A 19,863-nucleotide genomic window follows, 5' to 3' on the forward strand; every position below is an offset into this window, starting at 1 on the left:
AATAATTAACCCCTTATGTTATAACCGCCATCCACAAAAATGACTTGACCGGTAATGTATTTTCCTTCTGGCGATATAAGAAAGACAGCGGCTTCTCCAATAGCTTCTGTAGTAACTAACTGGTGTAGAGGTGCATCTTTTGCTGCTTTTTCCATTAAATGATCAAAATCGGCTAACCCTGATGCAGCTCGTGTTTGTATGGGACCTGGTGAAATAGCATTGACACGAATTTTTTTATGACCGAGCTCGGCTGCCAGATAGCGAACGGACGCTTCTAGTGCAGCTTTAACTGGCCCCATTAAGTTATAATTTTTGATAACCTTTTCTGCACCATAATAACTCATGGTAATTAAACTCCCGCCGTTTTGCATTAAAGGTTCAAAAGCCTGGGCAAGCCGTATAAAGGAGTGGCAGGAAATATCCATCGCAATCGTAAAGCCTTCACGCGAACAGTCAACGACTCGACCTTGTAGGTCTGCTTTAGGTGCAAAGGCAATGGCATGAATGATGAAATCCAATGTTCCCCATGTCTTTTTGATACTCTGAACCAAGTTATCTAACTGAGTTTCATCTCTCACATCAAGTGGCAGGAAAATAGGGCAGGAAACTTTATCGATTAATGGTTCAACGTATTCTTTGGTCTTCTCATTTTGGTAGGTGATGGCAAGTTCAACCCCTTTTTTATCTAAAGCCTGGGCACATCCCCAGGCGATGGAATGCTCATTAGCTATACCTACAATTAGTCCCTTTAAAGAATTCATAGTTCGATCCTTATTCTTCATTCAAAATCCTCATAGCATGCATTGCCATTATTCTTTCTTCATTTGCCCTGATCACATGGATTTTAAAGGGTTTTAGGAATGCAAGGTGGAATAGGATACGTTGTCGTATAAATTGAGAGTTTTCGCCTATTCCTCCTGTAAATACAATACCGTCGATACCTCCAAGTGAGGCAGACATCATACAAATATATTGAGCCGTTTTTATGCAGAAATAGTCTAGGGCAAATTTTGCGGCGGAGTTATCGCTTTCTTGTAGCAGACGAACATCGTTTGTCCAATTTGATAATCCTTTCAAGCCAGATTCATTATAAAGCATGGATTCTACTTCATCTGCAGATAAACCAAGTTCTCGGATGAGGTAAATGATGACTCCAGGGTCAAGACTGCCGCAGCGTGTCCCCATAGGTAAACCATCCAGTGCTGTCATGCCCATGGTTGTATCTATACTTATGCCGTTATGTATAGCACACAGACTGGCTCCATTGCCAAGATGAGCGGCAACAATTCGTCCTTTCGCAAGCTCAGGTTCATTTTCTTGTAAAGTATACACTATCCATTCATAAGAAAGACCATGAAAACCGTATCGACGAACACCTTTATTACGGATGTCTTCAGGCAGGGCATATTCGACAAAAACCCGATCGTGGCCGAAATGAAACGCGGTATCAAAACAGGCTATCTGAGTTGTTTTTGGCTGCAATTCAGCCAAAAGCTCAATTGCAGCTAGATTGTGCGGTTGATGTAAAGGAGCCAGTGAGCACAAGCTTTTGAGCTTAGAAAAAACCTCTGAGGTGACCCGAGTGCTTTTGGTAAAATATTCACCACCATGAACAACTCGGTGTGCAACAATACTTATTTTTCCATTCTGCTCATCTGTTCCAATCCAGTTTAAAATATAATTCAAAGCTTCTTTATACGTATATTGCCCAGGAAGTTTTTTATCTATCTTTTGAGGTTTTTCTTCACTTGTTCTTGTTTTCATGGCTGTGAAGCAAGGAGCATTACCAATATGGGTCATTTTACCTCTGACAAGAAGATGCAAATGAGGCGCTTTAAACAGTTGAAATTTTATACTGGATGAACCCGTGTTAATGACAAGTATGCTATCGCTTGTTTCATTGTTCATTTGATGTTTCCTTTACGGCGCGCCTCTGCTAATTTTACCGCTAAAGCACAGGATAAAAGTCGGACGCGTAGTGAATCTGCTCGACTTGTTAGAATAATAGGAATACGGGCACCCAGGACAATGCCTGCGGCATCTGCGTGCCCAAGGAATGTTAATTGTTTAGCCAAAATATTCCCCGATTCTATTTCAGGCACCAGTAAAATGTCTGGATCGCCTGCAACTGAGGATTGAATACCTTTTTCCATGGCCGCTTGTTTATTGATGGCACTATCAAACGCAAGCGGTCCATCTAAAACAGCGTTTATTATTTGGCCTCGATCAGACATCTTGCATAAAGTCGCGGCATCAACAGTGGCCTGCATCTTAGGGTTGATTAGACCAATAGCTGCCAGTATGGCTACTTTTGGTTTTTTGCTCTCACCAAATACTGTACGCCAGAGATTAATCGCGTTTTGGCAAATGTCCGCCTTTTCAGACGTGTTTGGAGCAATATTGACGGCGGCATCCGTAATAATGAGGGGTTTGTGATAAGAGGGAATATCCATAAGATAAGCATGACTAATACGATATTTTGTACGTAAAGCTTTGACTGATACAATGGCTGATAATAACTCATTGGTTGAAAGTGCCCCTTTCATAATAGCGTCTACTTGACCTTCTGCCGCTAATTCCGCAGCTTTTGCTGCCGCGGCATCGCTATGTTCAGTATTAATTAATTTCCATTCGGAAATATCGATATCTTTTTCTTGTGCTGCTGATTTGATTTTCTTTACAGGGCCAATAAGGATCGGATTGATTAATTTTGTTTTGACAGCGTCATTGACTGCTTCTAACACACTGGCTTTAACGGGGTGGACAACTGCAGTAGAAATTACTTTCTTGCGCTGGCAGGATTGAATAATGGACTGAAGTCGGTCATGGGTATGTAATTCAACGTCTGGTAAATTAATTTTTGGAGCACGGACTTTTTTTGTAGGAGCAAGAACGGTGGCCAATCCTTCCATTACAGTTTCCCCACGCTGATTTACACCCTTGCAATCAAAAATTACGATGGGTTTGTCATCCTTTTTTTCGTGTACTATTACTGTCACTGTAATTGTATCGTTAATGCGTACTGGCTTTTTGAATTTGATGTCCTGTTCAAGATAAATCGTTCCTGGCCCAGGTAAAACAGTTCCAAGCAGTGTGGATATAAGGGAAGCTGACCACATTCCGTGTCCAACGATACCTTGAAAGATATCACTTTTTGCATACTCCGGATCCATGTGTGCAGGGTTGATATCACCTGAAACAGCCGCAAAAAGCTTAATGTCTTTCTGAGTCAGTAGCTTATTTAAACTGGCTTGTTGGCCCACTGTCAGTTCATCAAAGACAACATTTTCTAAGAATTCCTTACTCATATTTATCCCTTTCTACTTCTGCAGTACATAAGTTTAGTTTCAATTACTGGAGGAAGCGAGGTAATACCCTGTGGATATTATAAAGCATTTGAGTAGCCTACGTATTCCAGGGGATTCAATCAGTCATGTTCATCGCGGCCCGTGATTTAGTCCTGCACTACTTAGGCCCTACTCCAACAACATATTTTTGGAAAAATTCACTTGAGAGGAAACACAACTCAAGGCGCTGTGCAAAGTATCCGCAATATTACGACACGCATAGAAGAGCATGCTGAACTACAAAGATCCTATGAACAACTCGCTATCGGTATGAAAGCTCTGGAAATTAAAAATGAACAGATTACCCTTCTCGTTGAAATGAGCGACATCATGTTAGCCTGTAGTTCACAAGGCGAGCTGACAAAGGTCATGGAAAATTATTCCAAACAGCCTCTTCAATTTGCAAGTGGTTACTTATACATCATGCATCCTTCTAAAAATTACTTGGAAAAAGCGGTCATCTGGGGAAACCCTAGCACCCAGGAAGCAACCTTTTCACCAGATAAATGTTGGAGCATCCGACTGGGGCGCATCCATCAAATTGACTTATCTCATCAAGCATTACTATGTGAACATATCCAGTCCTTTGAAGAGAAAAATACCTCGATACTTTGTATTCCTTTGATGGCGCAAAATGATATTTACGGATTGCTATACCTTGAAACGATACAAGGAACTTCACCACTTGAAGATGGAAACCAAAGGCTGCTCATTACCGCATTTTCCGAAGTAATAGACGCTGCAGACAAAGCTTTGTATTACGCCAAAAATCATGGAAGAAACCAAGCAGTGCTGTTTTATGAATTAGATCAAAAAAACCAGTAGTTAATCATTTACCCGTGTTTTTTGCCCCTATTTGGCAGCTATGGCCAAAGCTATTGTTTATCATCATATTGCCTTATAGAATCAGCTAGATTTAATTAAACAGATAAGGATGGTCTTATGAAGCGTTTGCGAGGTAAGTCAACGATAGCAGCCGTTCGCTATGGAATTCTGGCAACTGGGATAATATTATCTTTACCAACGTTTGCAGGCAGTATGGGCGGAGTAGATCTTCCTGCCTCTCACCCCTGGTCGGTGACGGGCAGTCTTGGTTATACAGTGTATGAAGACATGTACCGAGACGATGGTCAAACGGCTCTGGGTCGCTTTGCCATTGGGCGTGATGTATACACTGGTAATTCCCTGACTTGGGGGTTTGAGGTTGGTGTGCAAAGCGGTAACACCATGCGTTATTTTCCCTCGTTTGAGGCCATTGATGCGCTTGGCGGACTTCCAATCCAAACGACGGTAAAACCCATGTTTGATGCGCTGGTGACTTTGAAAACGGCTTCTTTCGGCACGACCCCCATTTTTGCCCAACTCAAAGGCGGGATTGCCTATCGCCACTGGCAGTTTAATGACCGCGACAGCATTAACGATAAATCGCAAATTGCCGGTGAAGTGCAGGCGGGTTTGGGCTGTTCCATCAGTGAGCGGGCAAGCTTGAGTTTGTCTTACCAAGGTATTTTTGGCAGCAATCCTGATTTTCGCTTCAATGCCGATAGTGCTACCGGTCGAGTGTCTAATATCCCTGTACAAAATGGTGTATTGCTTGGTTTAACCGTTACCGTATAACGTTTGGATAAGGAATTTCGCATGACTAAGACACAATGCAACATTGCTCTTTTTTTAGCCAGCGCTTTGACAGGTGCAGGCTATACTGCTAATCCGGCAACCAAGGAATACGTGGATGCGCAAGTCACGATACTGCAATCGCAGATTGCCGCGATTCCCTCTGGGAAACAGGGGCCTGCCGGAGCAGAAGGTCCTCAGGGTGACCCGGGTCCAGGGGTTGCTGCTGGCGGCACGACCGGGCAAATTCTTGCGAAAGCATCAGATAATGATTTTGATACCCAGTGGGTTGATGGCCCTGCGGCTTATACGGTAGGTCAGCAGGCTATGGGCGGCATTGTGTTTTACGTGGATGCGACAGGCCTGCATGGGTTGATTGCAGCAAATGCAGATAATAATGGCGGTGTTGGCATACGGTGGAGTGTTAACGGGGAAACATTTGCAACGGGAGATGGTATTTTTTCTGGACAAGGAAATGCTCAGCTGGCTATAGCTTTGCAAGCTGCAGCTATTGCTGCTGGCGGGGGCGACATCGACAATACCGCAGTTAGAGTATGTAAAAATTATGCTATCCAGGCCAATGGTGTGACAGCCTGTGATGTCCCCGGTGCAGCAGGCGCCACTTGCTACGCTGACTGGTATTTGCCGTCAAAGTTTGAGCTGCATCAATTGTATGAACAGAGAAATGCGGTGGGTGGTTTTGCCAATGACATCTATTGGAGTTCTACCGAGTTCAACGCGACTCATGCGTTCAGCCAGGACTTCTTCGGCCGTGGCGGCCAGGGCTTCGACGATAAGGGCCTTGAACTTCGGGTTAGGTGTGTCCGGGCTTTTTAACGCTTAATCCTTTTACCCTTTTTGAGGTCGCGTAGCGACCTCATTAGATTTTAGAACTATTTTTAACGTGACGTACCCCGGCTATGTATTTTACAATCTTTACGCACCATGGAAGATGGCTTTTTAAAAAAATCTCGTTAATTGATGGGAGAGAAATATACCGCAATATAGAAGAAAGTCTTCTGGCGAGGAGTCTTTTAAAAAACCGATCGGTTTTTAACTTTGGTGAAATCGCCCTGAAAGTACTTCTTTGGGCTCTGAAAAATAGGCCAGATTATTCCTATTGACTGTATTGGTCGGAGTGACAAGAATCGAACTTGCGACCCCTGCCTCCCGAAGGCGATCCCGATTGTTTCTTAATGCATTTCTATACATCTCCATGAACAATAACTCCTTGTAATACTAGGGTTAATGGCGTTTTTATGATGTACAGTGATATATTGTTATGTTACATTCCACAATGAAAATGCACCCTATATGCACCCTGTAATTCAAAAATAGGATTTTTATTACATGAATGTGATATTAACTATGATAAAGTCCAGGGTATTAAAAAAGCAAGGATTAAGCAGTAGAAGAATTTCACGGGTGCTATAAACCAAAAAACCACCGAAAAGGTGGTTCTTGGTCAACTGCTAAAAGGGGCGCTTTCGCGGATCCCTAAAAGCTTACGTTGTAATTATGAGTCATTTTACATGGATATGTCAATTTTTTTTGGTTATTTTTTGGATAACTATTCTAATTTGATGCAACAGGATAGGGTATGAAAGAATATATTAGTGCATTATCAATAGATAGGCTTACAAGCTATGAAATATTATGTCCAAGTAAAGTGGATACGGATATTATAGGAGCTTATCATTGGAATTTATTGATAAGCCAAGCATTTTATCCCTTCATACATTCAGTAGAAGTTGCATTACGTAATTCAATTCACCACGCAGCCACCAAGAAATTTGAAAATGAATTTTGGTTCGATATCGTTGTAACTGATGGGAAGTCAAGATCAATTCTTGAAGATACCAAAAACGATTTACATCGTAGATTTGGGCAAGTAACAGCGTCAGACATTGTTGCAGGATTAACATTTGGATTTTGGACAAATTTAATAAAACAAAAAACATACACTGATCAATTTAATCCAAATCGACTATGGCCTGACTTAATTCCTTCGGTTTTCCCCCATTATGCAAGAGGGCATGATGATAGAAAGAATATTTCCAAGCGATTTGAAGAAATAAGACTGATTAGAAATCGCTTGTTTCATCACGAGCCTATCTGGAAATTTAAAAATGCCCAAACACCGCAAGAATGCATTGCTGAATTGCGTCGTAAGTTCAATGACACATTTAAAGCGATTGGCTGGATATCAAAATACAAACGAAATTGTTTAAGAGAATTTGGTTTTGTTGAATCGTTTAAAAACAATTGCACTCTTGAGACCTTGGAAAGCTATAAAGTGAAGGGTGCTGAAATATTACAACAATTAGCAGATTAATTATGAAAGCAAAAATCAATAACACGCTTATTAAAAAACTGCTTCCTAGAGATAAAGAATACGAAGTTCATGATCTTGATCTAAAAGGATTCATGATAAGAGTTTTTCCATCAGGAACCATGCGTTACGTCTGCCAGTACAAAAGAGGCAAAAAAATTAATCTTGGAACAGTCGGCGTTATGACAGCAGCTCAAGCTCGTGAAAAGGCTATTGAAGTGCTAAGTAATGCCAATAAGGGGATTGAGCCAACCGCACAAAAAGGGATAAATAAGCCTAAGACACTACAAGAATTTATTGAGAGTGATTATAAGCCATGGGTTTTATCAACGCATAAACGAGGTCAAGAAACGCTAGCAGGGCTTATTAGATGTTATAAGGCTTTTTTTTCAAAGCCGTTGGGTGAAATTACGCCTGCTCTTGTAGAACAATGGCGCGTTAAACGTCTTAATGAAGGCACTTCTCAGGCAACCTTAAATCGTAATATAACCATGCTGAAATCACTGATGACCAAGGCAGTTGAATGGGGCTTTTTAAAAGAAAATGCACTTGGTAAGTTAAAACCTTATAAAATCGATCGTTCACCTAAAATTCGATACCTGTCATTTGCAGAAGAAGCACGTTTACGCGAAGCATTAATCGAACGAGACAATCAACTCCGGCTGATGCGAAAAAATGGAAACCTCTGGCGAGAAAAGCGAGGTTATGATTTATTACCCGAGCTTTCAGAAGACGATGCTTGTGATTACTTAATGCCGATGGTGCTATTGTCGATTAATACAGGATTAAGACGAGGCGAATTATTTCATTTGACCTGGGATATGGTGAATCTGTCAGAAGGTTCATTAATTTTGTCTGGTGAAATTACAAAAAACAAACATTCTCGTTATATTCCGCTCAATGATGAGGCTTATAAAATTTTGGATAATCTGCATAAAAAAGCAGAGAGAAAAGAAGGCTTAGTTTTTCCAAGTAAAAATAATCAACCATTTAACCATGTGAAACGCTCATGGGGATCGTTATTGAAAAAAGCGAATATTACGCAGTTTCGATGGCATGATTTACGACATCATTTTGCGAGTAAGTTGGTGATGGCTGGGGTAGATCTAAATACCGTTCGGGAGTTATTGGGGCATTCTGATATTGCCATGACGCTGAGGTATGCGCATTTGGCGCCGGAGCATAAAGTGAATGCCGTTAGAAAAATAGATTGGTCAATGCAGGGATAGGAAAATGAATAGTCATACTTCAAAATATGCAGAAAGAAACAGGCCCATAAGAAGAGTTGAGCGATTTATTCTCAAGATAATGATTTTTGTTGTCATACCCATTAGCTGCATATTGGGAATAGTTTATCCAACTAGCAAAATAAGTAATTCTTTACCGGTATTATTTTCATTAGCTGGTTTGATCCAACTCGAAGTAGCAGGCTTGTTTGAGTATATAGATTATCTGGGTAATGAATTAGAAAAAATATATGACAAATCGGGTCGTGTTCCTAGTAACATTACAAGAGCAATCTATGAATATTATAATCCTGAGCCAACTGTAAAAGCATTTATTAATAACCAACTTTACTTAAACAAACGAGTTGGCTTCTATCTATTGTTGATTGGCGGATTGATTCAATTATTCACTATCTGGCTTGAATAGCCATTCCTTCTGTATCAATCGAAATTAGTGATCCACTTGTGTCAGAATATACAGAGAGTAACTAGTTGATTTTTAGGGGTAGATTGGGTTGATCGTATGCCCTAGTTTGATAAGGCATCAAATTTCCATCGATGCCAAATAACTGGGGCAATAGATAAAATTGAATCTGCTGACATAACGGGATCACTGACTGAAGTTCTATTGTTATTACAAACCAATAAATACTTATCTTCACTTTTTATCAATCGTCGAAAAAAGGTGCCTTCGGTGGTTTCCACTATACAATTGTGCCCTACGCATTGATTTTTTTTATTTTGATTTATAAATTTAATCCCGCCAACAATGTCTCCAACTTTATACTCCGGCTCCATCGCATCATCTGAGACCGTTATTACAACAGCATTTGGGTTATTTGTTTTAAAGAAGTCTATCTCTTTTTGTATGGCTTGTTCTGAGGCGAGAAGATTACCAACTGTATCTGCAAGAAATGGATAATTTTGAAATTCATTTTCGATTACTGATGGGCCTTTTCCTATGCCTTCTAATAACCAATCAATTGAACAACTCACATCATATTGATTAAGTATTTCTACTAAAGAAGCAGCTTTGGCTTTATTTAATGGGTTTCTTCCAAGCTCCCATGATTGGAGCGTATGGATACTGATTCCATGCTTTTCTTCCAAATCTTTTCGAGATAAGCCAGCAAGCATGCGTGCTCTTTTGATGCGGTGTCCCATTGCAGAACTATCTTTTTTTACTTTAGTAGCATTTTTCATAAATATGTCTTTACATTTATACGCTTTATATGTATATAATAAATTATTATACGTGATTCACGTATATGAAGTGTGGATTTATACGCGTTATGAGTGTAAGGATGCCTCTAAAATTAATTATTTTCAACACTTTAAAGAGGATTCTGTTTTGAAGGTCAATTTCAGATAGGAATGTAAGTAGTCAATGGACATGTTAATAAACCAGGATGAACTGGCAGCAATGAGTGGCTTACCTCATATCCAGCAATTGGCTTATCTAAGAGGAATCAGACCGTATATGGATGTTAAAACAGGAATAACAGGTATCAAGCGACGAATCAGCTATCAATCGATATCTGAACAGTTATATATCGAGCCACATCAGGGGATTAAAAGCCAAAGCTTTTCTCGTGATCAAGTACGTCGTGCAGTTTCAGGTTTGGTACGTGCGGGAATGATTGAAGTTCAATCTGACGGCATGCAGCTCATTTTAAAATGTCCCTTAGCTTCAAGGCATTATTCTGCCCAAAATAAAGCCGCCATAAACCCGCCACAGAAAGCCACCATAAAGCCGCACGGGGAAACCCTTGTACACAATGAGTTTTCTGAAGGTGAGGCCATAAAAGCCGACATAGCTGAACCCCAAAAAGCCGCCACACCTCTTAAAGATAATAATTATATTTATTTATTAAGCCGCTTCGAACAATTTTGGAATTTATACCCCGAGAAAAAATCCCACGAGCGTGCTTTTGAAGCCTTCAGACAAATCAGCCCTGACGAGCATCTATTGCGAATGATGTTGCAAGCACTGGAAAACCAAATCAAAGCACGAAATGTAAAAATAGCCCACGGCGAATGGGTGCCACCCTGGAAATATCCAAGCAACTGGTTGGTTCAAAAATGCTGGGAAGATGAAGTCAAAATCGAAGTAACGCAGGAGAAAAGGAATGCAAAGCGCCGCCCAAATACTGAACTCACAACCGTTGATCCATTCTGGAACCCAGAAGGAGAAGACACAGCAAGCACCAGTGAAGACGAGTACGAACAAAGCAATGTCATCAACCTGCGATGCTACCGACAGAAATAAAAAGCGGATTGAGAGTTTGTTTACGCGCTTTGCAGTTTTTTATGGGCATTTGTGGCGCAGTCAGTTCAAAAGCGATGGGTTTTTGGAGTTTGCCAAAAAGGAATGGATGGAGGGGGTAAGCAAGTTTAGTGATGACGTTTTGAATCAAGCCATCGTTGAGTGTCGTGATTTTTGTGAAATGCCGCCAAGCTTGCCTCAACTGATTCGCATTTGTCGTGACATAAAAAAACGAAATAACGTTTATGTTACGCCTGAAGAAGTTGCTTCTGCGAGTGCCGAAGTGGCGGAAGCGAATATTAAGCAATGTAAAGCATTTTTATTTTAAAACCTGATAGGAGAGAAGACATGTTGGTATTAACAAGAAGAGTTGGGGAGTCTGTTGTGATCAGTGAGGATATTTACTGCACGATTGTGGGGTATCAAAACGATGAGGTCCGCCTTGCTTTTGATGCGCCTAAGTCCATCCCAATCCATCGTGATGAAATTCAACGCCGCATTTACCGCGATCAGATTAAAGATAACAAGTTTGTAGATAAAGCAGCTAACAACGAGAGCATTGTCGACAGGCTTATTAATAAGTTCAAAAGCAGTGCTTCTTCAACAAATTCCTGAGAATTGAGTCATGACTATCGATGAAGAACAGCTGATTACGGTTAAAGACCGAGCCAAAGAAAAGTTAAGGCGTGATCTGGGTGGATTGATTGAACGGGCTTTAAACGATCCAAAAACCGTTGAAATCATGCTCAATGCGGATGGCAGGCTTTGGCAGGAACGTCTTGGGGAAACAATGCGTTGCATTGGAAGTATCAATGAGGTGCGTGCCGAAAGCATCATCAAAACTGTTGCAGGCTTTCATGGTAAAGAAGTGACCCGATTTAAGCCGATGCTTGAAGGGGAATTACCACTGGATGGTTCCCGTTTTGCAGGACAACTGCCACCGGTTGTATCACGCCCTACATTCGCTATTCGTAAAAAAGCCCTATCCGTTTTTACACTGGATGAATATGTTCGAGCAGGAATTATGACGGATGAGCAAAACGAGATAATTCAACAAGCGGTTTCGAACCACCGGAACATTTTAGTGATTGGCGGCACAGGTTCAGGCAAAACAACATTAGTGAACGCCATTATTCATGAAATGGTAAAAAGCGCACCACATGAACGCATTTTTATCATAGAGGATACCGGCGAAATCCAGTGTTCAGCTGAAAACTGCGTTCAATACCATACCACCATGGATGTCAACATGACCCAACTTATAAAAACCACACTCAGAATGCGCCCTGACCGAATCCTTGTCGGTGAGGTTCGAGGCAGTGAAGCTTTAGATTTATTGGATGCCTGGAATACCGGCCACGAAGGAGGAGCGGCTACCTTACATGCGAATAACTGTCTTGCAGGGCTTCATCGTTTGAAATCATTGATTACCAGAAATCCGGCAGCACCCGCTGAAATTGAACCTTTAATTGGCGAGGCGGTTCATTGTGTGGTGCATATTGCAAGAACGCCAGATGGTCGCTTTGTCAAAGAAATCATATCTGTCGAGGGTTTTAAAAATGGTCAATACAACATCAAGAAACTTGTTTAAGGAGAATATGAATGAATCAGTTAAGCAGTTTTAATCACAAGAAAATTTGGATGATGGGGGCAGTCATATTATTTCTATTTTTAATGACTCATCCGGCTAGCGCCTCCACAGCAGGTGGAGGACTTCCATTCGACTCATGGTTGACCAAAATCCAGAAGTCCATTACAGGTCCATTTGCCTTTAGTGCGGCGATTATTGGTCTGGTTGCTGCCGGTGCCACACTTATTTTTGGTGGTGAATTAAATGGTTTTATGCGAACCCTTGTCTTTTTTGTATTGGTGCTTTCATTCCTGGTAGCGGCACAAAATACCATGACAGCGATTACTGGCAAAGGGGCGGAAATTTCCAAGCCATCTGTTGAGATGACAGCAATCGAGTCTCAGCCATGAGCCTTCGCACTATCTCCATTCGTAGATGTGGAAATCGTCCAAGTCTCTTTATGGGCGGAGACCGTGAGCTTGTCATGTTTTCAGGATTGCTATCAGCCATTTTGGTATTTGCCGCTCAGGATTGGCTGGCGGCGATTGCTGGTATCGTCATGTGGTTTTTATCTCTGAAAGGACTTCGCTTAATGGCGAAATCTGATCCCTATATGAGAGCGGTTTATCTGAGGCAAAGACGTTATCAGGCTTATTATCCGGCTCGTTCAACCCCTTTCAGGGAAAACAAAAGAGGTTATCAATGATTGAATTAATCGCCTTTTTGATTAGTACTACAGGGCTTGTCATTTTGGGTACTTTGTTTTGGGAAATTCGAAGTAAAAGCTGTGGGCACCATGTCAAAAAGCATCGAAGCCATACAGCTGGACTGGTTGATTTACTTAATTATGCGGCGGTTGTAGATGATGGCGTAATTGTCGGAAAAAACGGCTCTTTTATGGCGGCCTGGCTTTATCATGGCGAAGACAATGCCAATACTACCGATGAGGCGCGTGAGATGGTGTCATTTCGGATCAATCAAGCCTTATCCGCTATGGGTAGCGGTTGGATGATTCATGTAGATGCCATGAGGCGTACTGCACCTGGTTACAGTGCACGGGGTTATTCTCACTTTCCTGATCCCATATCAATGGCAGTTGATGAAGAAAGAAGGCAGCTATTTGAACAGTTGGGAACCTTATATGAAGGATATTTTATTATCACGTTAACCTGGTATCCGCCTGTATTGGTACAAAAACGTTTTGTTGAATTGATGTTTGATGATTCAGGGGAGCGCTTAAGCCAGAAAGCAAAAACGCATCAATTGATTGAGACCTTCAAGCAATCTTGCCGCAATTTTGAATCACGCATGAGTTCGGCAGTTCATCTGGAAAGGCTTGGCTCAGATGATAAAGGCGATACAGTAATGCAGGATAACTTTCTAAGGCACTTACAGTATTGTGTCACAGGACTTAACCATCCCGTCAATCTGCCTAAAAACCCGATTTATCTTGATGCCTTGATAGGCTGTCAGGAATTAACGCCAGGCATTACTCCGAAAATTGGTCGGAAGTTTGTTCAGTGCGTCGCGATTGAAGGTTTTCCCATGGAATCTTACCCTGGAATTTTAACCGCGCTATCGCAACTACCCATTGAATATCGCTGGAACTCCCGCTTCATATTCATGGATGCGCATGAAGCTGTCGCACATTTCACTAAATTCCGTAAAAAATGGAAGCAAAAAGTCAGAGGATTTTTTGATCAGATTTTTAATACCAATTCAGGCATTGTCGACGAAGATGCGCTTAGCATGGTCAATGATGCGCAATCAGCCATTGCTGAAACCAATTCTGGCATGGTAGGGCAAGGTTATTACACTTCGGTTGTTGTTTTAATGGATGAAGATCGCGCACAAGTTGAAAAAGCAGCGCTGTTTATTGAAAAGAACATCAATGCGTTGGGTTTTGCGGCCAGAGTAGAAACCATTAATACCATGGATGCTTTTATGGGCAGCCTGCCAGGCCATGGCGTTGAAAATATCAGACGACCATTGATTAACACCATGAATCTGGCGGACTTATTGCCAACATCCAGCATCTGGACAGGTGAGAATAAAGCACCGTGCCCACTGTTCCCACCCTTGTCACCACCTCTGATGCATTGCGTCACCAGTGGTAATGCACCGTTTCGCCTGAATCTTCATGTCAGAGACTTAGGCCATGGCATTATGTTTGGTCCAACGCGTTCTGGTAAATCAACTCACCTTGGTTTACTCGCATTGTCTTGGCGTCGGTATAAAGATGCCCGTATTTATTCATTTGACAAAGGACTATCCATGTATCCAACCTGCAAGGCGACAGGTGGTGAGCATTACACCATTGCTGATAAAGACTCAAAGCTTGCCTTTGCGCCCTTGCAGTTTTTAGAGTCCAAGGCAGACAGGGCTTGGGCTATGGAGTGGATTGATACAATACTGGCATTAAATGGTTTGGATACCACCCCAGCACAGCGTAATGAAATCGGCTATGCCATTATCAGCATGCATCAAAGTGGCTCTAAAACCTTATCCGAATTTGTCATGACCATTCAGGACGAACACATTCGTGAAACCCTAAAGCAATACACCATCGATGGATTGATGGGGCATTTATTGGATGCTGAATGTGATGGTTTAGGTCTGTCCTCGTTTATGACCTTTGAAATTGAGCACTTAATGGGATTAGGCGAAAAATTTGCACTGCCTGTGTTGCTCTATCTGTTTCGACGCATTGAAACCTCACTGGATGGCCGCCCAACGCTCATCTTACTGGATGAAGCGTGGTTGATGCTCGCGCATCCTGTCTTTAAAAACAAGATTGCTGAATGGCTTGATTCCATGGCCAAGAAAAACTGCGCTGTATTTATGGCAACTCAACATCTTTCCCATGCAGCAAAATCCGGCATTTTAGACATCATTGTTGAATCCACAGCCACCAAAATCTTTTTACCCAATCTATATGCAAGAGATCCTGAAACCTGCGTGATTTATGAACGCATGGGCTTAAATCCACGTCAGATTGACATCATAGCTCAAGCCCAACCCAAGCGTGATTACTACTATGTCAGCGAAAAAGGACAACGTCTTTATCAATTAGCATTAGGCTCTATGGCTTTGGCTTTTGTAGGGGCTACTGATCCCGATTCTATCGCTCGGATGAAACAGCTTGAGTTGAAGTACGGTGATGGATGGGTATCTCAGTGGCTTACGGAAAAAGGAATCCAATTGGAACAGTACGGAGAAGCAGCATGAAAAAAATAAAACAATGGCTTAATACCAAAAGACCTGAAAAGAAAAATGAAGCGTTAACGGAGAATCCCTTTCTTAATGCCAGACGCGCCTGGAATGTTCATACCGCAGGGCTTATGAAATCGGTACAGGTTTGGCAACTGGTGGGCTTAAGCAGCCTTTTATTGGCACTGGCCGCTGTTGGTGGGCTAATATCCATTGGCAGCCAGTCCAAATTTATCCCTTTGGTATTTCAGCAGGACGCTAATGGCAATACCTTGTCAGTCACCCGTGCAGATAGGGTTGGACAAGCCAATATTGATGATTATCGGGCGGCTGCTGCACATTTTATTGAAAATATCCGCATGGTAAGTAGCGATGTTGAACTACAAAAGAAGGCTGTGTTTCAAGTTTATTCCTATTTAAATCAGAATGATGCGGCTCTAGCCAAAGTTCAGGAATTTTACAGTAATAAACAGCAGTCTAATCCCTTTGAAAGAGCGACGCATGAAATCGTCAGTATTGAGATTCGATCAGTTCTACAAGAGTCTGATGAGACCTGGCAGGTTGATTGGGTTGAGACGGTGAGAAATCGTGACGGAACGCTTAAAGAAAAGCCCTATGTGATGAAAGCCATGATCACGATGTATCAGGACAACGAACTTAATGATGTCTCCAGTGAGTCTATTTTGAAAAACCCACACTTAATTTTTATCCGTGATTTTAACTGGTCCTATGAATTAAAGCATGGAGAACAGCGATGAAAAAAATAATGCTCACCTTTTGTTTATTGATGCCATTGACAGGTTTTGCCCTGGATAATAATGAGCTGGCCACTCGTTATTTTTCCGAAAACGATCCAAAACTGTCAAATCAGGAAAAGCAGGCTTTAGATATTGCAGAGCGTTGGCAAAAGGGAGACAAAACCAGCAAACCATTTCCATCCTCGGATGGATCAGTCAGTTTTGTTTATGGCTCAGGGCAAATCAGGGTAGTATGCGCTCCCTTGCAGGTTTGTGATATTGCTTTGCAGGCAGGTGAGCAGTTTAACGATATGAATGTTGGTGATCCACGCTTCATTGTTGAGCCATCCATTACGGGTTCAGGAGCTGCGCAACAAATCCACTTATTGATCAAGCCTAAAGATGTTGGACTTGATTCCTCTTTGGTCGTAACTACAGACAGAAGAACTTATCATTTCAGGTTAAAGTCCGACCGCACTGAGTTTATGCCTTACGTATCTTTCATTTATCCCGATGAAGCAAAAGCAAAGTGGCAGTTCATTCAGCAAATTCAAGCAGAAAGACGGAAAGCGGATACCCTTCCAGAAACCAATGAATATCTTGGCAATCTTAATTTCAACTACCGAATTCAGGGCCATGCACGATTTAAGCCGGTTCGGGTTTACAACAATGGCGTTAAGACCATTATTGAGATGCCGAAAACGATGGCACAAAGCGAAGCCCCTGCTTTATTGATTTTAAGAAGCCGTGGTTTGTTTCAAAAATCAGAGTCCGTCATGGTGAATTATCGTCTGCAAGGTTGTCGTTACATCGTCGATAGCGTTTTTGATAGGGCAATATTGGTTATCGGAAGTGGAAGCGCTCAAGAAAAAATTACGATTACGAGGTGCTAAAGATGAAGAAACTAAGCGTTTTATTGCTCGCTCTATTGTTATCAAGCTGTGCAAGTCAGCGTTATGGGAATTTTACTCAAGTATCTCAAGGCCGAGACGTTTATTTGGCACAAGACGCGGCATCCCAATTAACACGTGTCTATCCACCTGCTCAAAATACGTTTTGCATCAGTCAAAAGGTAAGGGATGCTTTTGGCATCAGCCTGATTCATGAAATGCGAAAAAAAGGTTATGGCGTGATTGAAAACAATTGCCCCAAACAAAAGGCCAATTTTTTCTATGTTGTCGATGAGATTAAAGCAACCAACCTTTACCGAGTCAGCCTTTTTATTGGCTCACAGACCCTCAGCAGAATTTATGCCAAAACTGCTGGAAAAATTTCCCCAGTTAGCGCATGGACTCGTAAGGAGTGAGACTGATGAATCAAAACAACGATTTTTTATCAAAAGACTACTCACCGCAAAAACTCCAGGCAGCCGGTGTGAAGCGGGTGAATAACGTACCATTAATCATTGTCATTAGTATTTTGACTGTGTTTGTGATGTTGATAGCGCTCGTTGCCAATAAACGGGCAAATGCACAGAACCAATCTCCCGAAATAGTAAAGATTAAAAGTCAGAAAAAAAACACCATGAGTCTGGCTTATGAAGTGGTAGGAAATCACAAAGTACCAGTCGTAGCTCCTCAAACTGAAACGATCACAATCAAGCAGGAGGCTTCCCTACCCATACTTGAGCAACAAGACTTGCCTCAAAAACAAGAGATGTTGGATCAAAATGTGACTGATGCTGCAATAGAACGCATTCGCCAGGAAAAAACACAAGAATTTGAAGAGGCGGTCAAAGCAAAAACATCCATTATGGTGGATAACGTACGGCTGAATAACAGAGCAAGTGTAAGGACATCCATGAGCGGGAATGACGTGACATTCAATGTTGACCCATCTACGGCCTTTAAAGAGCAACTCATGTTGGTACAAGGCAGACACAACAAACCCATGCCGCAAACCTTAGGTGGTGAAGAAAATGAAATGCGTTGGCATTTAAACTCAAGACTTGAAAGTCCAAACAGCCGATATGAACTCAGATCGGGTGGGGTGATTCCAGGAGTAATGATCAGTGGCATCTCCTCTGAATTACCAGGGCAAATCATCGGTCAGGTATCACAAAACGTCTATGACACCGCAACGGGTAAATACCTTCTCATTCCTCAAGGAACCAAAGTATTTGGTATTTATTCCAGTGATGTGAGCTTTGGCCAGAATTCCGTATTAGTGGCTTGGCAGAGACTGGTGTTTCCTGATGGCAAGGCATTGGATATTGGCTCCATGCCAGGCGCTGATAGTGCGGGATTCGCCGGATTTCGTGATCAAGTGGATCATCATTACGCAAGAATTTATGGCTCAGCGCTTTTAATGTCTGGCATTGTTGCGGGTATTACCTACAGCCAGAACAGTAATCAGCCTAACCAGTTCGGTTACAGCCAACCAACAGCGGGTTCTGTCTTGAGTCAGGCATTAGGACAACAGTTAGGTGAGGTGACATCACAACTGGTTTCAAAAAATTTGAACGTATCCCCGACCATTAATGTCCGTCCGGGTTACCGTTTCAACATCATTGTAGTGAAAGATTTAACCTTTAAACAACCTTATAGACAGTTTGCTTATTGATACAGGAGGAGTGCAATGAAATTTAGAATCATGCTTATTTATTTATGGACACTACATGTTTTCGCCAGCGGTGCGCCCGTATTTGATTTTGCCAATTGGATTGAAAATGGAAAAATCATACTGAATCAGGTGAGTCAGTATAAAACTCAGATCGATCAATACAACAATCAGCTGCAGCAATACCAAAATATGTTAGAGAACACTAAGTCGCTCACTTCCTTCCAGTGGGATAATGCCAACTCTGTCATTAATAATCTGCTTGAATCGACTAATACAATTGATTATTACAAGCAGGAAGCAGGCAGCCTTCAAGGTTATCTGGACCGATTTCAGAGCCAGGAATACTATCAGAAAACTCCTTGTTTTAATGGTAATGGTCATTGCTCACCCGAAGAACTCAGGAAAATCAAACAAAGTAGACTCTCAACTTCTGTTGCCGAAAAGCGTGCTAATGATGCCATGCTCAAAGGGATTGATAAGCAACAACAGAGCTTGAAAGATGACTCAGAAAAACTACGGGTCTTGCAATCTCAGGCGCAAAGTGCCGTTGGGCAAAAGCAAGCACTACAGGCTGCTTCACAATTAGCCAGCAATCAATCACATCAATTACTTCAAATCAGAGGGCTTTTATTAGCACAACAAAACGCGCAGGCGGTAAAAGATGCGGCAAACGCCAATAAAGAGGCCATACAGGCCGCGGGTGATGAGCAATTTCGAGCGGGTACGTATCATAAAAGTTCAGGTAAAAAATGGTAATTCAGTCATAACGACAAGGAGAAGAAATGAAACGCTTAAGTTTATCCATCATGGTGTTCGCTTGTTTGCTTTCAGGCTGTGAAAGTACAGAAACCAAAGCAAGGAAAAAGCCAGAGCACTTGGCCTCGTTAACCTGTGAGAGTCCAAGAGAAGGCCGCACAAAAGAAGAACTCCAGGCCATTGGCGAGGCTTGTTTCAGAGGGGGAAGCTATTCAAAAAGTTCAGGGAAAAAGTGGTAATACT

The 19,863-nt window shown here is 41.9% G+C and carries 24 protein-coding genes; 19 read left to right on the forward strand and 5 right to left on the reverse strand.

Features of this window, described 5'->3' with window-relative positions:
* Positions 1-5: 5 nt before the first annotated feature.
* Genes fabI through E1O52_RS00985 form a run of 3 tightly spaced genes read right to left on the reverse strand, consistent with a single transcriptional unit; the run spans position 6 to position 3,308 of the window.
* Positions 6-761: an enoyl-ACP reductase FabI gene (gene fabI, locus E1O52_RS00975; protein ID WP_133126870.1), complete on the reverse strand. Its 756-nt coding sequence runs from the start codon at positions 759-761 to the stop codon at positions 6-8.
* Between the two features lie 10 nt (positions 762-771).
* The gene (locus tag E1O52_RS00980) at positions 772-1,908 is read right to left on the reverse strand and encodes an acetate/propionate family kinase (RefSeq protein ID WP_133126871.1); all 1,137 of its coding nucleotides are present in this window, start codon (positions 1,906-1,908) and stop codon (positions 772-774) included.
* Positions 1,905-3,308: a bifunctional enoyl-CoA hydratase/phosphate acetyltransferase gene (locus tag E1O52_RS00985; RefSeq protein WP_133126872.1), complete on the reverse strand. Its 1,404-nt coding sequence runs from the start codon at positions 3,306-3,308 to the stop codon at positions 1,905-1,907. Before E1O52_RS00985 ends, E1O52_RS00980 begins: the two co-directional genes overlap by 4 nt.
* Before the next feature lie 201 nt (positions 3,309-3,509).
* Between E1O52_RS00985 and E1O52_RS00990 the strand changes: the two genes are divergently transcribed.
* The 3 genes from E1O52_RS00990 to E1O52_RS01000 all read left to right on the forward strand — a co-directional run bounded on the left by E1O52_RS00990 (position 3,510) and on the right by E1O52_RS01000 (position 5,798).
* Entirely contained in the window at positions 3,510-4,172 is a 663-nt protein-coding gene (locus E1O52_RS00990; RefSeq protein WP_133126873.1) for a hypothetical protein, read from the forward strand.
* Between the two features lie 117 nt (positions 4,173-4,289).
* The gene (locus tag E1O52_RS00995) at positions 4,290-4,964 is read left to right on the forward strand and encodes a hypothetical protein (RefSeq protein ID WP_133126874.1); all 675 of its coding nucleotides are present in this window, start codon (positions 4,290-4,292) and stop codon (positions 4,962-4,964) included.
* Between the two features lie 21 nt (positions 4,965-4,985).
* Positions 4,986-5,798: an Lcl C-terminal domain-containing protein gene (locus tag E1O52_RS01000; protein ID WP_133126875.1), complete on the forward strand. Its 813-nt coding sequence runs from the start codon at positions 4,986-4,988 to the stop codon at positions 5,796-5,798.
* A 216-nt stretch (positions 5,799-6,014) separates the two neighbouring features.
* Here E1O52_RS01000 and E1O52_RS13115 read toward each other — a convergent pair whose 3' ends face one another.
* Positions 6,015-6,179, reverse strand: a complete 165-nt coding sequence (locus tag E1O52_RS13115; protein ID WP_165474669.1) for a hypothetical protein — start codon at positions 6,177-6,179, stop codon at positions 6,015-6,017.
* A 382-nt stretch (positions 6,180-6,561) separates the two neighbouring features.
* Between E1O52_RS13115 and E1O52_RS01005 the strand changes: the two genes are divergently transcribed.
* The 3 genes from E1O52_RS01005 to E1O52_RS01015 are packed head-to-tail and all read left to right on the forward strand — an operon-like array spanning position 6,562 to position 8,946.
* Entirely contained in the window at positions 6,562-7,296 is a 735-nt protein-coding gene (locus E1O52_RS01005; protein ID WP_011945677.1) for an Abi family protein, read from the forward strand.
* A gap of 2 nt (positions 7,297-7,298) precedes the next feature.
* Positions 7,299-8,522, forward strand: a complete 1,224-nt coding sequence (locus tag E1O52_RS01010; RefSeq protein ID WP_035892713.1) for a site-specific integrase — start codon at positions 7,299-7,301, stop codon at positions 8,520-8,522.
* Between the two features lie 4 nt (positions 8,523-8,526).
* On the forward strand, positions 8,527-8,946 hold the full coding sequence (locus E1O52_RS01015; protein ID WP_129827384.1) for a hypothetical protein: 420 nt from the start codon (positions 8,527-8,529) through the stop codon (positions 8,944-8,946).
* A gap of 101 nt (positions 8,947-9,047) precedes the next feature.
* Here the strand turns inward: E1O52_RS01015 and E1O52_RS01020 are convergent, their stop codons facing one another.
* Positions 9,048-9,722 carry an XRE family transcriptional regulator gene (locus E1O52_RS01020; protein WP_133126876.1) on the reverse strand — a complete coding sequence of 225 codons (675 nt, stop codon included), beginning with the start codon at positions 9,720-9,722 and terminating at the stop codon, positions 9,048-9,050.
* A 184-nt stretch (positions 9,723-9,906) separates the two neighbouring features.
* Here E1O52_RS01020 and E1O52_RS01025 point away from each other — a divergent pair, with 184 nt between their 5' ends.
* Genes E1O52_RS01025 through E1O52_RS01085 form a run of 13 tightly spaced genes read left to right on the forward strand, consistent with a single transcriptional unit; the run spans position 9,907 to position 19,859 of the window.
* On the forward strand, positions 9,907-10,788 hold the full coding sequence (locus tag E1O52_RS01025) for a hypothetical protein (RefSeq protein ID WP_129827381.1): 882 nt from the start codon (positions 9,907-9,909) through the stop codon (positions 10,786-10,788).
* Positions 10,789-10,804: 16 nt separating this feature from the next.
* Positions 10,805-11,113, forward strand: a complete 309-nt coding sequence (locus E1O52_RS01030; protein WP_129827385.1) for a Vir protein — start codon at positions 10,805-10,807, stop codon at positions 11,111-11,113.
* 20 nt (positions 11,114-11,133) lie between these two features.
* Positions 11,134-11,400, forward strand: coding sequence for a carbon storage regulator CsrA (gene csrA, locus E1O52_RS01035; RefSeq protein ID WP_027226391.1), 267 nt, complete (start codon positions 11,134-11,136; stop codon positions 11,398-11,400).
* Positions 11,401-11,410: 10 nt separating this feature from the next.
* Entirely contained in the window at positions 11,411-12,376 is a 966-nt protein-coding gene (gene trbB / locus E1O52_RS01040; RefSeq protein WP_011945684.1) for a P-type conjugative transfer ATPase TrbB, read from the forward strand.
* Positions 12,377-12,387: 11 nt separating this feature from the next.
* Complete coding sequence (locus E1O52_RS01045) at positions 12,388-12,765, forward strand: TrbC/VirB2 family protein (RefSeq protein WP_011945685.1); 378 nt, start codon at positions 12,388-12,390, stop codon at positions 12,763-12,765.
* Positions 12,762-13,061 (forward strand): conjugal transfer protein TrbD, encoded by a 300-nt coding sequence (locus E1O52_RS01050; RefSeq protein WP_027226389.1) that lies wholly within the window; start codon positions 12,762-12,764, stop codon positions 13,059-13,061. Before E1O52_RS01045 ends, E1O52_RS01050 begins: the two co-directional genes overlap by 4 nt.
* A complete protein-coding gene (locus tag E1O52_RS01055) occupies positions 13,058-15,583 on the forward strand; it encodes a VirB4 family type IV secretion/conjugal transfer ATPase (RefSeq protein ID WP_129827380.1) in 2,526 nt (841 codons plus the stop codon). Before E1O52_RS01050 ends, E1O52_RS01055 begins: the two co-directional genes overlap by 4 nt.
* Entirely contained in the window at positions 15,580-16,323 is a 744-nt protein-coding gene (locus E1O52_RS01060; RefSeq protein ID WP_011945688.1) for a VirB8/TrbF family protein, read from the forward strand. The genes E1O52_RS01055 and E1O52_RS01060 overlap by 4 nt, the downstream gene beginning before the upstream one ends.
* The gene (gene trbG / locus E1O52_RS01065) at positions 16,320-17,195 is read left to right on the forward strand and encodes a P-type conjugative transfer protein TrbG (protein ID WP_129827379.1); all 876 of its coding nucleotides are present in this window, start codon (positions 16,320-16,322) and stop codon (positions 17,193-17,195) included. The genes E1O52_RS01060 and trbG overlap by 4 nt, the downstream gene beginning before the upstream one ends.
* A 2-nt stretch (positions 17,196-17,197) precedes the next feature.
* The gene (locus E1O52_RS01070; protein ID WP_035892767.1) at positions 17,198-17,608 is read left to right on the forward strand and encodes a conjugal transfer protein TrbH; all 411 of its coding nucleotides are present in this window, start codon (positions 17,198-17,200) and stop codon (positions 17,606-17,608) included.
* A gap of 5 nt (positions 17,609-17,613) precedes the next feature.
* Positions 17,614-18,864 (forward strand): TrbI/VirB10 family protein, encoded by a 1,251-nt coding sequence (locus E1O52_RS01075; RefSeq protein WP_129827378.1) that lies wholly within the window; start codon positions 17,614-17,616, stop codon positions 18,862-18,864.
* A 15-nt stretch (positions 18,865-18,879) separates the two neighbouring features.
* Complete coding sequence (gene trbJ / locus E1O52_RS01080; protein WP_011945692.1) at positions 18,880-19,620, forward strand: P-type conjugative transfer protein TrbJ; 741 nt, start codon at positions 18,880-18,882, stop codon at positions 19,618-19,620.
* A 26-nt stretch (positions 19,621-19,646) separates the two neighbouring features.
* Positions 19,647-19,859: a hypothetical protein gene (locus tag E1O52_RS01085; RefSeq protein ID WP_129827377.1), complete on the forward strand. Its 213-nt coding sequence runs from the start codon at positions 19,647-19,649 to the stop codon at positions 19,857-19,859.
* Positions 19,860-19,863: the final 4 nt, after the last annotated feature.

Origin of the sequence: Legionella nagasakiensis, from assembly GCF_900639915.1 — a bacterium.
Classification (GTDB): Bacteria; Pseudomonadota; Gammaproteobacteria; order Legionellales; family Legionellaceae; genus Legionella_A; species Legionella_A nagasakiensis.